Source organism: Nitrosospira lacus (assembly GCF_000355765.4).
GTDB classification, from domain to species: Bacteria; Pseudomonadota; Gammaproteobacteria; order Burkholderiales; family Nitrosomonadaceae; genus Nitrosospira; species Nitrosospira lacus.
Genome location: NZ_CP021106.3, coordinates 479,243 through 492,792 on the forward strand (window position 1 = coordinate 479,243; position 13,550 = coordinate 492,792).

8 protein-coding genes are annotated in these 13,550 nt (G+C 55.9%); 7 read left to right on the forward strand and 1 reads right to left on the reverse strand.

The features are described from left to right. The first annotated feature begins 18 nt into the window (after positions 1-18). The 7 genes from EBAPG3_RS02160 (at position 19) to metH (ending at position 11,212) form a co-directional block, all read left to right on the forward strand. On the forward strand, positions 19-1,152 hold the full coding sequence (locus EBAPG3_RS02160; protein WP_004175504.1) for a hypothetical protein: 1,134 nt from the start codon (positions 19-21) through the stop codon (positions 1,150-1,152). Further along, positions 1,149-2,732, forward strand: coding sequence for a radical SAM/SPASM domain-containing protein (locus tag EBAPG3_RS02165; protein WP_004175506.1), 1,584 nt, complete (start codon positions 1,149-1,151; stop codon positions 2,730-2,732). The genes EBAPG3_RS02160 and EBAPG3_RS02165 overlap by 4 nt, the downstream gene beginning before the upstream one ends. After that, a complete protein-coding gene (locus tag EBAPG3_RS02170; protein WP_004175508.1) occupies positions 2,729-3,979 on the forward strand; it encodes an aKG-HExxH-type peptide beta-hydroxylase in 1,251 nt (416 codons plus the stop codon). The genes EBAPG3_RS02165 and EBAPG3_RS02170 overlap by 4 nt, the downstream gene beginning before the upstream one ends. Continuing rightward, on the forward strand, positions 3,976-4,650 hold the full coding sequence (locus EBAPG3_RS02175) for a hypothetical protein (RefSeq protein WP_004175511.1): 675 nt from the start codon (positions 3,976-3,978) through the stop codon (positions 4,648-4,650). The genes EBAPG3_RS02170 and EBAPG3_RS02175 overlap by 4 nt, the downstream gene beginning before the upstream one ends. A 16-nt stretch (positions 4,651-4,666) precedes the next feature. Continuing rightward, the gene (locus EBAPG3_RS02180; RefSeq protein WP_004175512.1) at positions 4,667-5,263 is read left to right on the forward strand and encodes a tetratricopeptide repeat protein; all 597 of its coding nucleotides are present in this window, start codon (positions 4,667-4,669) and stop codon (positions 5,261-5,263) included. After that, complete coding sequence (locus EBAPG3_RS02185) at positions 5,253-7,265, forward strand: flavin monoamine oxidase family protein (RefSeq protein ID WP_004175514.1); 2,013 nt, start codon at positions 5,253-5,255, stop codon at positions 7,263-7,265. The genes EBAPG3_RS02180 and EBAPG3_RS02185 overlap by 11 nt, the downstream gene beginning before the upstream one ends. A gap of 221 nt (positions 7,266-7,486) precedes the next feature. Next, positions 7,487-11,212 (forward strand): methionine synthase, encoded by a 3,726-nt coding sequence (gene metH / locus EBAPG3_RS02190; RefSeq protein ID WP_040851508.1) that lies wholly within the window; start codon positions 7,487-7,489, stop codon positions 11,210-11,212. 85 nt (positions 11,213-11,297) lie between these two features. On the opposite strand, the gene EBAPG3_RS02195 is transcribed toward metH, so the two are convergent. Next, positions 11,298-13,442, reverse strand: coding sequence for a RelA/SpoT family protein (locus EBAPG3_RS02195; protein ID WP_004175517.1), 2,145 nt, complete (start codon positions 13,440-13,442; stop codon positions 11,298-11,300). Positions 13,443-13,550 lie beyond the last annotated feature (108 nt).

Here is a 13,550-nt window from a genome sequence, read left to right on the forward strand (position 1 = left end):
TGAATCATATGCGGGCCCATGTCGACTGACGGCGCGGCCTGGTCAGGCCGCGCCGTCCGGTCGCTGCGCGCTTTTGTCGAAGCGACTTGCCAAGACGAAAAACTGCGCCAGTTACTGGAAAGCGATCCTGCGACGGCACTGCGCGTGTGGCAGTGGGAATCCGATGCCGTGCCGGCATCACTGCCTCCCCCCATGAGCGCAGTGTCGGTCAGTATCGATGACGCGAGCCTGCTGGGTCCGATAGCGTGGCGAACCGAGCCGGATAAGGCGCTATTGCGGCAAACGCAGCTGCGTCTTTTACTTGCGGGGGCCAAGCCTCTGGCGCTGATCCATGGCAGCGAGCAAAGCCTGACCGCCTTGGCAACCTGGATGCGGGCGCGCGGTTTCTTCACGCTGCTTGGCCCGCATGAATTCCTGCCGCAACACGATTCATGCAAGGGTGGCTATAGTAATCGCATGACCGAGGTAACCGGCGCACATGCCGGTTCTGGTGCATGGCGTGGATTGCTGGTTGCTCCCGACGAACAAACCGTGCTGATGGCCTGGCTATGCCAGCTGTTTAGATGGGAAAGCTTCCTGGGAAGATTACTCGGTTATCCGTCCTGCTGCTGCAAAGCGTTCGAAGACCGCTGGCCCATCGCCGCCTCAAACCACGAAGGGGATGTCGGTCTCATGCTCCTGAAGGAATCAGCATCGGAGACGGTACCACAGGTCCATAACTTGAGCTGGACCACAAATATTTTTGCGCGCTATTTTGGGTGGGAAATTATTCAGCATTTTCCCTGCCAATGGGATTGCCCCGCCACGGCAAATCTGGCCCGGCGCTATTTCGCCGTGCTTGCGCAGTATTGGCCGGCGGATGCACAGGAGATACTGGAATATCTGGCATCTCCCCTGCTGGTGATCCCCCATCATGGCTACAGCCTTTTTCGCGGCGGACACGTGACGCGCGAGGACACTGGCACGAGCTTGATCTATGATCCCGAACGCGTCCAGATTATCGGTATGGACAGCATTTTTACCGATGAAATCGTATCTTCGTCCCGTTTGACGACGGGTATGAACGGAGGCTGGAAAATTGCCGGCGGCGACGTTCCAGGCCGGCTGCTGGATGTCAGCCTTGATGAAACTGTTAGGAGGATCGCGATATGAAATATTTCAGCAGGCCCTACAGGGAAAGCGCCGAAAGTACGTATTTGGCGGAGGCTCACGGCAAGCGCTACGAACCTTTCGGCACAATCAGCTTAAGCGATCAAACGGTGCTGGGCACGGGAGGTGTCATCCTGGAGGATATCGCGGGCGAGACGCTTGCCATTCACCCTGAGAATGCGGCGTGGGCATTTCTCAGTGCCGGCGAGTCAAAATGGTTTCGGCAACTGGAGGGAAAGCCATTTGGCTGGTTACGCCATAATCTATTGCAATACGGTCCGGACAATGCCCTGGACTTTGCCGCCCAACTCTATCGGCGCGGTCTGCTGACGCTGAATGGACACGCTGCCGTGGACCGGCGGATGTTCGCGGACGGCCCCAATTACGACGAGGGAAACCTGATTGAGTTGCTCATCACCGAGAAATGCAATCTTGCCTGTCCCTATTGCCTGGCGGGAGCAAACTCATCCATGCCGGCCATGGATCGGGATATTGCCCGAAAAACTGTGGATCTTGCATTTGCCATGCGCGAGAGCGACACACTGGCTTTCGAGTTTGCCGGCGGTGAGCCATTCCTCAAATATGAACTCATGAAGGAAACCGTGGCATACATTCGTAATCATCCATTACGAGGCAACCGGAAGCTATTTCTTAGCACGCAAACCAATGCCACCTTACTGAATGAGGAACGGGTCCGCTGGTTGAAGGAAGAGGATATCCGGGTAGGAATTTCCCTTGATGGAGGCGCACAACAGCAGAATTTGAGCCGCCCCCAGGTCAACGGCAAGGAGTCATTCAGCAAGATTGCCAAGGGAATCGACCTGCTGCACCGGTTCGAGGTGCCCTTCGGCGGCCTGGTGGTGCTGAACCGGTCCAATGCGGATGACCCGGCGGCCCTGGCGGCCACCATGCTTAATCTTGGTATCCATGGCTTCCGGCTGAATCCCGTGGCCTACCTGGGCGATGCGCGCAAGAACTGGAATAAGGTTGGCTTGAGCCAGGATCAGATTATTGATTTTGTCAAAGACCTGATGAATCACGTAGTGGCGCAAAAATTGCCATTGCTGGAAGACAACGTCCGTAGCATGTGCGACTTTCTCACCAGCAAACAGCGCAGAACGCGCTGCATGCGAACCCACTGCGGGGCGGGGGATACTTTCCAGGCCGTTGCCGCCAATGGCGATATTTATCCCTGCGGCCGCGCCACGCAATCACCCGGACTCAAGCTGGGAAACATTTTCGATGCCGGCCTGGAGAGCCTGTCACAGCCGTCCCGGCATAATGCCGTCATGCAGCAAATTCGCGAGCGCCGCCCGGCTGATCTTGAAGGGTGCAGCACCTGCTCCTATCGGCAGCTATGCCAGTCCGGGTGTTCCGCGCAGGCCTGGGAGCGTTACGGCACAGTCCGGCACCGCACTCCCGAATGCTCCTTTTACAAAACGCTTTACCCCTATTTGATGCACTGGCTGTCCTTCGACGAAATCGCGTTCGATCACCTGAACACCTGTAATTATTTCAATAACGAGGGTGAACGCTTTTCGCGCGACTTTGCATCCATAAAATACCAGGCGGTAGCGGTGTGAAGCTCGATGACGCCGGTCTAAAGGAAGTACTGCGGGAAGAAGGGCTGCCGAAGCATGTGCTAACGGACTGTGCGGGCCTGTGTTACCCGGCTGAACCCGGCAGAACCGTTGACATATTGTTCGGGTTGTCCGCGCTGGCCCGTTCAGCACGCTTGCGGAGCCAGATCTATGCGGCGATGGACACAATGGACAAAAAAGAGCACCCGCTCGCGCAGGGTCTTGTCACCATTCTTGAAAGCCTGCCTGCCGATAGCCGCGCCCGGCTATTTTCCACCCCCCTGGCAGAAATAGACACCGCCCCGAAGGCGGAACCGGACAACCCCGGCAATCCCGGCGCAATACAGATATTGTCCGGGGTGCGGCATTTTATTCACCATCCCGACGTACGCAATATCACTTTTATTTTGCCCCCCTGCCTTTTCTCGGCAGGGCCGCTGTACCTGCCGCACGTCCATGCCATGCTGTCCAATGATGTGCCAGACGTTACGCTGGCTGTGGCGGAAAATGAAGGCAAGACTCATTTCGTCTGGAGCGATGGATTGAGCCTGACGCTTGTCAATAACGGAAGCGGATTGCCGGCGGGCTTCAGTCATCCCCGCCTCGCGGCCCTGCCTTGGGTTGGGGGATTTCCCGTGCTCAACAGGGTTGCTGAAGTTGGCCCCCTGCTATCCTCTTTCGGGCCTGCGACAGATGAAGAGATTGACCTGGGAACCGGGCGTATCGAAGCAGCGCTGGGACTTCTCAGCCAGATCTGGCCGCTCGCCTTCCATGGCCTCTATCGCCACGTCAAGGCGCTGTGTATTCTAAAACAACGCGGGCACTCGCGCAGTCATAGCCCGCCGGAGCTGCCGGGAACCATATTTATGAGCGCCGATGACATCGAACGCATTGGCGATTTGCTGTGCCATGAATCGAGCCATATCAGAATGAATGTTTTCCGGCTCTACGATGCGATTGCCCGCGCGCGCAATCCAGAGGCGGAAGCCATCGGTTTCGTCTCCCCCTGGCGGCCGGATTTGCGTCCATTGCGAGGGCTCGTGGATGGTGTGCATGCTTTTCTCAATGTTTGCCACTATCATCGCCGGCTGGAAATGCGATTTCCCGATGCGTGGGCCTCCTGCGCGATTTATGAGCGGCAAAAACGGAACGTGATGCAGGCCGGTATCACACTGCGCGAACATGCTGTGCCGACGCCGATCGGCGCCATGCTGCTGGAAGAATTTGCCCGGGAGGAGGCCCTGCTATGAACACTTTCGCTTTGAGCCCGGCAATCGATGCCGGAACGGGTCTGGATATCGACCCCTCGTCGCTTGCCCGGCTCCGTATGGAATTCCTTGATCGTGGCGCGGCCGTGCTGGGTCCGCCTGCTCTCGGCCATGATACGCATGCAAATCTTCTGAACGAGGCGCTCGCGCAGCGGCAGAATGCAAGCTGGAGCCTGGTTGCAAAGCAATGTCCGGGAGAAATCTCTCAGCACAATCTCCGCGCGCATCTCGGATGGCACGCACGGAGCTTCCTCTCGTCGGCATCTGTGCTGGCCAGCCTGGAACATGTCACCGGCCATCGGCTTGCTCCATCCTGGAGTGCCAGCTGCTATACCTACTACGATGGTCCCGGCCAGCACATGGGCGAGCATTGCGACAAAAAGGAAGCCTGCCGGATTGCCCTGCTGGTCTATCTTCAGACCATCTGGATGCCCGATGTTCAACCGTCGGCGGGACTTCAGCTGCATGTCTTCCGCGGCGACAACGCAGCAAGCGGCCTATTGCTGCGCATCACCGGGTTGTCGAACCGGATTGTCTTCCTGAACGGCGCCGAGCAGGCGCACCTGCGGCCCGCACTGGCTGCAGGGGAACACATGACGATGCTGGCGGGCTGCTACCAATCAGCAACCGGGAGCGACTTCAGGACTACCTGAAGACAATCTGAACGCCATGCAGTGGAATGATTGGCCCCCTGATGATCCGGCGCTTTTGCCAGGCTATGAGGCATGGCGGGGCGGAAAGCTCGGAGATGCCGAGCTGTTCTTTCGGGAAAGGGCCGGGAAGCAACCGGATTGCGCCGATGTCTGGCGTGGATTAGGCAATGTAGCCTGGTCCCGCCAGGATTTCGCAACCGCCCTTGCTCATTTCAGTGCGGCATTACGCCTCGCGCCCTGGAATCCGATGCACTGGGGTAACATGGGCCTGGTTCGCCGCGACCTTGGCGAACCGCAAGCCGCGATCTCGGCCTTCCGCGTGGCGCTCGGCCTCGATCCGGAATATGCGCCGGCGCTCAATGAATGGGCAAATGTCTTGTTCGATGTAGGCCGCTATGCGGAAGCGTTGCCGCTGTATGATGCCTCGCTGGCGATCGACAATAATCGAGCGGTGGTGCATCACAACAAGGGAGTCTGCCTGCGCTATCTGGGAAGGCTGCCGGAAGCGGTGCGCTATTTTCGCGCCGCGTTGATGCTGGATCCCGGTTACCGCTATTCGCTGGAAGAGCTGCAACATCTGCAACATCTGGGGAGAGAGATAGATGTCAAATGACAAGACCGGCAAGCAGATCGCCGAACCCTATGACGTTGTGATTGTTGGTGGTGGTATTGCGGGCCTGTATTGCTGCCATGAACTGATCAAGCAGCGTGAATTGCTCAAAATCAACAGTATTCTCCTTCTCGAAGCTTCGAACCGGTTTGGAGGCCGCATAGAAACATGGTCCTTGCTGAGAACTGATGAGAAGAATGGAGAAGCCATCGGCTTCGATGATACATGGGATCCCTGTAACTGGGATTTTACCAGCGGAAAACCTGATCCTCTTGAGCCGCATGGCGGCAAGCAATCTCCCTATCGAGGTCCCACAGAAAGACACTCGATGGAAAAGGATGGCAAGGCTGCCGAGAAATTATCCAGGATTGAATATTTTCGTGCTGAATTCGGGCCCATGAGAATAGAGCCGCGTGACCAGCCTTTATTGCACGCATTGCTCGACGAACTGGGAATAAAGGAACAGGCGCCCGGCGAAGAAGAAAGCCTGGACGATTTAGTACCCTTTTCGTCCTATGCGTCCGAAGATCCCATGGAGCCCCGATTTACCCTTCGCGAAGAAGAGGCCAAGCAAAAAACCCCCTTTGACCTGATGATACTGGCCCTCAGGCGTATTTTTGAACTTGTTGATCTCGATAATGCAGAAACGCCGTGGAAGACCAGCGCCGCCAATGAACAGTGGAGAAATTTAACGGAAGAAGCCTTCTTTTATCGCCATTACTGGAAAGGGGAGTTGCTCGAATGGATCCAGAATATTACTGACGAAGATCTGGAAGTCATCAGAAAAACCGCGAGTTTCAGAGGCCAGCCGCTGTGGAATCTGGGTTTCTGGAATGTCCTCAGCGATGTGTTAAGCCATTACGCCGTGGTCAAGATAAGGGACTGGGGGAGTTATTACCACTTTGTACATGAAAACTTGAATGCCGCGGAATGGATTATTTTCTGGCTTAGAGCGATTCGAAGCACCGGATCGCTGCGCGGCATTCGCGGGGGAATGAGCCGGATTATCTGGAAGCTCCTGGAAAGGCTTTATGAAGAAGGAAAAAATAATCCTTCGTTGTGTATTCAGAAAGGCAGAAAAGTATTGGGCCTTCAGTCGGATGGTGATGAAGTGAATCTCATCATCGAAAACGAGAAAGATGTGATCAAGGCGCGGAGAGTGATTCTTGCCTTGCCCAAGCGTCCGCTTGAAAAAATATCATGGAATGGAGGCCCGCCCCACGGAATGCTCAAGGCGGCGCTGAACGCCGTCACCTGCCTCCCCCTGTTAAAGTGCTTCTTCGTGATTGAAAAACCCTGGTGGGAAGACAACAGGCCTCTTAATCGCAGTGCCGCGGATATTCCCACACGAGAATTGCTCTACGTGAAAAGCAGCGATGGGACCAAAGGGCTTATCATGGTCTACACAGACCGTCCGGCAATTACGTTCTGGTCCGATTACTTGAGAACAATCGAATGCAATCATGATCAACCCGGTCAAGCGCCGCCGGAGGACCCTCAACTTGAGAGCCAGGAAATCGCCAAGACCTGGTTCTTGAAGCTGGAAAAAGAACTCTTGCATCCAGATACGCAAGATACGTCTCGATCAATCTATCTTAGTGACGAAAACCCGATCATTGTAAAAGAGCCGGGCTATCCTCGGTTGTGGCAACGTTTCGTGCAGTTTGCGAGAGACTATGAGCACCATGATTTTACCCAGGATCGCCTCCTTGCCTGCGGAATGCGCGACTGGGGCAAGAGCCCCTTTGGCGCCGCGGCTCATGGATGGCTGCCAGGGGTGATGTCCTGGAGACATATTGAGTTCCTTGAGGCATTCTCCTTGAATCAGAATCCCTCGGAAAGAAAGAATATCCATATTTGCGGGGAAGCGTTTTCTGACTACCAGGGTTTCATCGAAGGTTCGCTTCGATCCACAAGACGTGTTCTACGCAGCATTGAAAAGCAGGCAAAATCCACTACCAGCCCGCCGGATTTGAAGAATCGAAGCGAAAATGCGGCTGGGTGAGGTAGATTTTGACGATTTTAAAGACCAATAGTTGTTCTATTGGCAGAGAAAGCGGCGAAATATAGGCTGGCTCGATACTTTCATACCCGGCCTTTGCAGCCGACTTCCTTTAAGTCCGGCGGCTGCTAAGTGGAGCGGCAGCCCTGCCATTCCCTGTGGGGTCAGGGCAAATACCGATGGGGGCATGATAGAATCCAGCCTCAATCGTAACCGATCCAGTCATGAACCAACATCCCCGCACTGCATTATTGCAAGACCTCCTATCCCACCGCATCCTGATGCTGGATGGGGCCATGGGCACCATGATCCAGAGCTACAAGCTCGACGAGGCGGATTATCGCGGGTCGCGTTTCGCCGATTTTCCGCATGATCTCAAGGGCAATAACGACCTTCTGACCCTCACCCAGCCGCAGATCATCCATGCCATCCATACCGGCTACCTGGAGGCTGGCGCCGACATCATCGAGACCAACACCTTCAATTCCACCGCGGCTTCGATGTCGGATTACCACATGGAGGATCTGGTATACGAACTGAATTTTGCCGGAGCTAAACTGGCAAAGGAAGCCGCGCAGGCGATTGAAGCGAAAACACCGGACAAGCCGCGCTTTGTCGCGGGGGTGCTGGGGCCAACCACGAAAACCGCGTCGATATCGCCGGACGTGAACGACCCGGGGTTTCGCGGCATTACCTTCGACCAACTGGTGGCGGACTATTCCGAATCCATTCGGGGCCTGATTGACGGTGGTGCCGATATCCTGCTGGTCGAGACCATATTCGACAGCCTGAACGCCAAGGCCGCGCTGTTTGCCATAGATCAGTATTTCGAGACTCATGGCATACGCTTACCCATCATGATTTCGGCGACCATCACCGACGCTTCCGGACGGACGCTCTCAGGACAGACGCCAGAAGCCTTCTGGAATTCCGTAAGTAACGCGCGCCCATTATCCGTGGGACTCAACTGCGCCCTGGGGGCGGAATTGATGCGCCCATATATAGAGGAGTTGTCGAGGGTCGCCGGTGTGTATGTCAGCGCGCATCCCAATGCCGGCCTGCCCAATCCGCTGGCGGAAACCGGCTATGACGAGTCGCCCGAATATACCGCCAGTCTGATCAAGGGATTTGCACAATCAGGCTTTGTCAATATCGTCGGTGGCTGCTGCGGCACGACACCCGCCCACATCAAAGCGATCGCCGATGCAGTGAGCGGTATTACACCGCGAGCTATCCCCGATATTCCGAAAAAGCTGCGGCTGTCCGGGCTGGAACCTCTCGCTATCGGCGACGATTCACTGTTCGTGAATGTTGGCGAACGAACCAATGTCACCGGCTCGAAAGCCTTTGCCCGGCTGATACTGGGTAATAACTATGCGGAAGCACTGAGTGTCGCCCGCAACCAGGTGGAAAATGGCGCGCAAATCATCGACATCAATATGGATGAGGCGATGCTCGATTCGCAGAAGGCGATGGTGACGTTCCTGAACCTTATCGCCGCCGAACCGGACATCAGCCGTGTACCGGTCATGATCGATTCGAGTAAATGGTCGGTGATCGAAGCGGGGCTCAAATGCGTGCAGGGCAAGGCGGTGATCAATTCCATCAGCCTGAAGGAAGGCGAGGCGGAGTTTATCGAACATGCAAAACTTGCACGCCGCTACGGGGCGGCGGTCATCGTGATGGCTTTCGATGAATCAGGCCAGGCCGATACGAAAGAACGCAAGGTGGAGATCTGCAAGCGCTGCTACCGCATTCTCGTTGATCAGGTGGGTTTCCCGCCTGAGGATATCATTTTTGACCCGAACATTTTCGCGGTTGCCACCGGCATCGAGGAACACAACAATTACGGCGTTGACTTCATCGAGGCCACTCGCATCATCAAGCAAACCCTCCCCTATGCCAAAGTGAGCGGTGGCGTATCGAATGTGTCGTTCTCCTTCCGCGGCAATGAGCCGGTTCGGGAGGCGATCCATACCGCGTTCCTTTATCACGCGGTCCGGGCCGGCATGACCATGGGCATTGTCAACGCCGGGCAGCTGGGCGTTTATTCGGATATTCCCAAGGACCTGCTGGAACGAGTCGAGGATGTGCTGCTCAACCGGCCAGTCGAAGGGGACGTCACGCCCACCGAGCGGCTGGTGGAATTCGCGGAAAGCTTCAAGGGAAAAAGCAAGGAAACCATCGAAGATCTCTCATGGCGCGATCAGCCGGTCCAGGAGCGTCTGACTCACGCGCTGGTCAGGGGCATCACCACTTACATCGTGGAGGATACCGAAGCGGCGCGGCTCGAAATCAGTAACCAGGGCGGGCGCCCGATCCAGGTGATCGAAGGGCCGCTCATGAACGGCATGAACGTCGTGGGTGACCTGTTCGGCTCCGGCAAGATGTTTTTGCCCCAGGTAGTCAAGTCGGCACGTGTAATGAAGCAGGCGGTGGCGCACCTGCTGCCATTCATCGAGGCGGAAAAGAAGTTGTCGGGTGATTCCAGGCCCAAGGGCAAGATCGTCATCGCCACCGTCAAGGGTGACGTCCATGATATCGGCAAAAACATCGTTACGGTCGTGCTCCAGTGCAACAACTATGAGGTCGTGAACATGGGCGTCATGGTGCCTTGTGCACAGATTCTGGAAATGGCGCGGCGCGAGAACGCCGATATGATCGGCCTGTCAGGACTGATTACCCCCTCCCTGGAGGAGATGGCACATGTGGCGAAAGAAATGCAGCGTGAGGGGTTTACCATTCCGCTATTGATTGGTGGCGCAACCACTTCGCGAGTGCACACTGCGGTGAAGGTAGCGCCGCATTATAAAGGGGTTACCGTGTGGGTGCCGGATGCGAGCCGAGCCGTAGGGGTATGCAGCAACTTGCTTTCGGAGGATTTGCGGGCGGCCTATGTGAGTGGACTGCAGGCAGAGTACGAAAAAGTCCGCACCCAGCATAAGAACAAGAAGGGCCCTTCGCCCATGCTCACTCTTGCAGAAGCCCGGAATAATGCCTTTAAAACTGATTGGGCGAATTACACTCCACCCGAGCCGGATTTCATCGGTATAAGATCATTAAGAAATTATCCGCTCGAAAAAATAGTACCCCATATAGATTGGACGCCATTTTTTCAGGCGTGGGAGTTGTCGGGACGCTATCCGGCGATTCTGCAGGACGAGGTAGTGGGTGAGGCTGCCACCACGCTGTTCCGCGATGCCCAGGCCATGCTGAAGAAAATTGTCGAGCAGAAATGGCTGGGTGCGAATGCCGTAGTCGGCCTGTTTCCCGCGAATACCGTGAACAATGACGACATCGAAATCTATGCCGACAAGAGCCGCACCAGAGTGGCAATGACCTTCCACAATTTGCGGCAACAGACCACGAAACCAGCCGGGCGCCCGAATCTGTGCCTGGCTGATTTTATAGCCCCCAAGGAAACCGGGATCCGGGACGCCATCGGTGCGTTCGCGGTAACGGCGGGGCTGGGCATAGACGCGCGGGTCAAGGCTTTTGAGGATGCACATGACGATTACAGCGCAATTATATTGAAAGCGCTGGCCGACCGCCTGGCGGAAGCTTTTGCCGAACACATGCACTGGCGGGTACGGCGCGAATTCTGGGGTTTTGTCAAAGATGAAGACTTGAGCAATGAGCAACTCGTCAACGAAGAATATCGGGGCATCCGTCCCGCGCCGGGTTACCCGGCCTGCCCCGACCACACCGAGAAGGGACCTTTGTTTGAACTGCTGAAAGCGCCGGAAAACGCGGGCATTATCGTGACCGAATCCTACGCCATGGTACCTACGGCTGCGGTGTCGGGCTTCTATTTTTCTCATCCCGAAGCTGATTATTTCGCTGTGGGCAAGATAAATAAGGATCAGGTGGAGGATTATGCGAAGCGCAAAGGCTGGGCATTGGAAGAAACGGAAAAATGGCTGGCGCCGGTGCTGGCCTATGAGCGATAGCAATATGCGGGTATCAGGCGGAAGGCAAGTCTGCGGGTAAGCGAGCGGGAAACGGGTGCGGAATTCGAAGCCCAGTGCGGTTGACTCAGCCTTTCATACGCGTGATTTTTGCCACTTCCGGAATACGCCTCAAACTGCGCATGACTTGTGCGAGGTGGTAGCGGTTGCGGACCTGCAGCATGAAGTTCATGGTGGTATAGGCGCCATCCGCTTCCATGACAACGTTGTCAATATTGGAGCCGGCCTCAGCGATTGCCGCCGCCACCCTTGCCAGTACACCGCGCTGATTGGCTACCACTGTCTTGATACTGACCTCGAAATGCCTGGCAATTCCTTTACCCCATGCCACATCCAGCCAGTTGTCCGAATGGCCCCGGTTTTTTGAGATTACCGGGCAATCATGGATATGAATCACCAATCCCTGATCTTTCTTGATGAAACCGACAATGGGGTCCCCCGGGATCGGGCGGCAGCATTTGGCGAATTGTACCGCCATGCCTTCGGTGCCAAGTATGGTGATGACGCCGTTACCTCCATTCGCTCTGGACGAAGACTCTCCGGGTGATGCCAGACGCCTTGCGATGACTGCCGGCAAGTGCATGCCCAATCCCATGTCCGCCAGTAAATCCTTTCTGGATTTGGCACCGCTCTCGCGTGCCAGTTTCTCCCACTGCGCTTCGCTTATCGTCTGCGGATCAATCTTGAGCGACATCAAAGCCTGATTCAGCAAGCGCTCCCCCAGTTTCGCCGATTCTTCGTATTGCATGGTCTTGAGAAAACGGCGGATATGCGAGCGCGCCTTGCCGGTAACCACGTAATTAAGCCAGGCAGGATTGGGTTTGGCATGTGATGCCGTGACAATCTCCACGCGGTCGCCGCTTCTGAGATGGGTGCGCAATGGCGCATTCTCACCGTTTATTTTGGCGGCCACGCAGCAGTCGCCGATGTCGGTATGCACCGCATAGGCGAAATCCACAGCCGTGGCATCCTTGGGCAGGGCCAATATCTTGCCTTGGGGCGTAAATACATAGACTTCGCCGGGAAACAGGTCAACCTTGAGGTGTTCCAGGAACTCCAAAGAATCGGTGGAGTCACTCAGCGTTTCCAGCAGACTCTGCAACCACTGATGAGTTTTCATATGCAGATCGTTAAGATCAGCATCGGTACTCTTGTAGAGCCAGTGTGAGGCCACACCGGCCTCGGCTATCCGATGCATGTCGGCGGTACGGATCTGCACTTCAATGGGGGTACCGTAAGGTCCCCATAGCGTGTTATGCAAGGACTGGTAGCCATTTGCCTTGGGAATCGCGATGTAGTCCTTGAATTTGCCAGGAATAGGGTTGTACAGGCTGTGCAACGCGCCCAGCGCGATGTAGCAGGAGGGCACGTCCTTGACGATAACGCGGAAACCGTAAATGTCGAGCACCTCGGAAAACGTAAGGTGCTTCTCCGCCATTTTCTTGTAGATACTGTAAAGCTGCTTTTCGCGTCCAGTCACCTCGGCATCCAGTCCCGCGGCCTGAAGACGCTGCTTGATGGAATCCAGAATTTTGGTTACCACTTCGCGCCGGTTTCCTCGCGCCGCCCTGGTGGCATTGGTCAACACTCTGTAACGCGTGGGGAAAAGGTAACGGAAACTGAGCTCCTGCAGCTCCTGGTAGATATTGTTGAGCCCCAGCCGATTGGCGATAGGCGCATAGATCTCCATGGTTTCGCGGGCGATACGGCGCCGTTTCTCGGGCCGCATCGCTTCCAGCGTACGCATGTTGTGCAACCGGTCCGCCAATTTGATGAGTATGACACGCACATCACGCGCCATCGCCAGCAGCATCTTGCGGAAATTCTCCGCCTGGGCGTCCGCATGGGTCTGGAATTCGATCTTGTCGAGCTTGGAAACCCCATCCACCAGCTCGGCCACCGCCTTGCCAAACCTATCGCTGATCTCGGCCTTGGAGACGTGGGTATCCTCCATCACGTCGTGCAACAACGCGGCGGTCAGCGTCTGGGGATCGAGACGCAATTTTCCGAGAATGCCGGCTACCGCAAGCGGATGGGAGATATAAGGTTCACCGGATTTCCGGAATTGCCCGGAATGGGCGCTTTGGCTGAAGAGATAGGCGTTCTGAAGCTCAGAAATATCTTCCGGCTTGAGGTAGCCGGATAATTCGCCAAACAGGAAATCCGCCTCGGGTAAAGTAGCAGAGGGGTCCGGCAAACCTCGTGCTCGCATGGTAATTCCTTCATTCACCGTGATAGGCCCGGAGGTACGGGCATCTCAGGATGGCAGCACCCTCATGACAGTCTATAATCCCGCTGCAAATACCCTGGGTTGACCATT

Excerpts from the sequence above, each read along its gene's own strand:
- EBAPG3_RS02180 (WP_004175512.1), top strand. The coding sequence starts at position 4,667 with ATGCAGTGGAATGATTGGCCCCCTGATGATCCGGCGCTTTTGCCAGGC.
- EBAPG3_RS02165 (WP_004175506.1), top strand. The coding sequence starts at position 1,149 with ATGAAATATTTCAGCAGGCCCTACAGGGAAAGCGCCGAAAGTACGTAT.
- EBAPG3_RS02185 (WP_004175514.1), top strand. The coding sequence starts at position 5,253 with ATGTCAAATGACAAGACCGGCAAGCAGATCGCCGAACCCTATGACGTT.
- metH (WP_040851508.1), top strand. The coding sequence starts at position 7,487 with ATGAACCAACATCCCCGCACTGCATTATTGCAAGACCTCCTATCCCAC.
- EBAPG3_RS02160 (WP_004175504.1), top strand. The coding sequence starts at position 19 with ATGTCGACTGACGGCGCGGCCTGGTCAGGCCGCGCCGTCCGGTCGCTG.
- EBAPG3_RS02175 (WP_004175511.1), top strand. The coding sequence starts at position 3,976 with ATGAACACTTTCGCTTTGAGCCCGGCAATCGATGCCGGAACGGGTCTG.
- EBAPG3_RS02195 (WP_004175517.1), bottom strand. The coding sequence starts at position 13,442 with ATGCGAGCACGAGGTTTGCCGGACCCCTCTGCTACTTTACCCGAGGCG.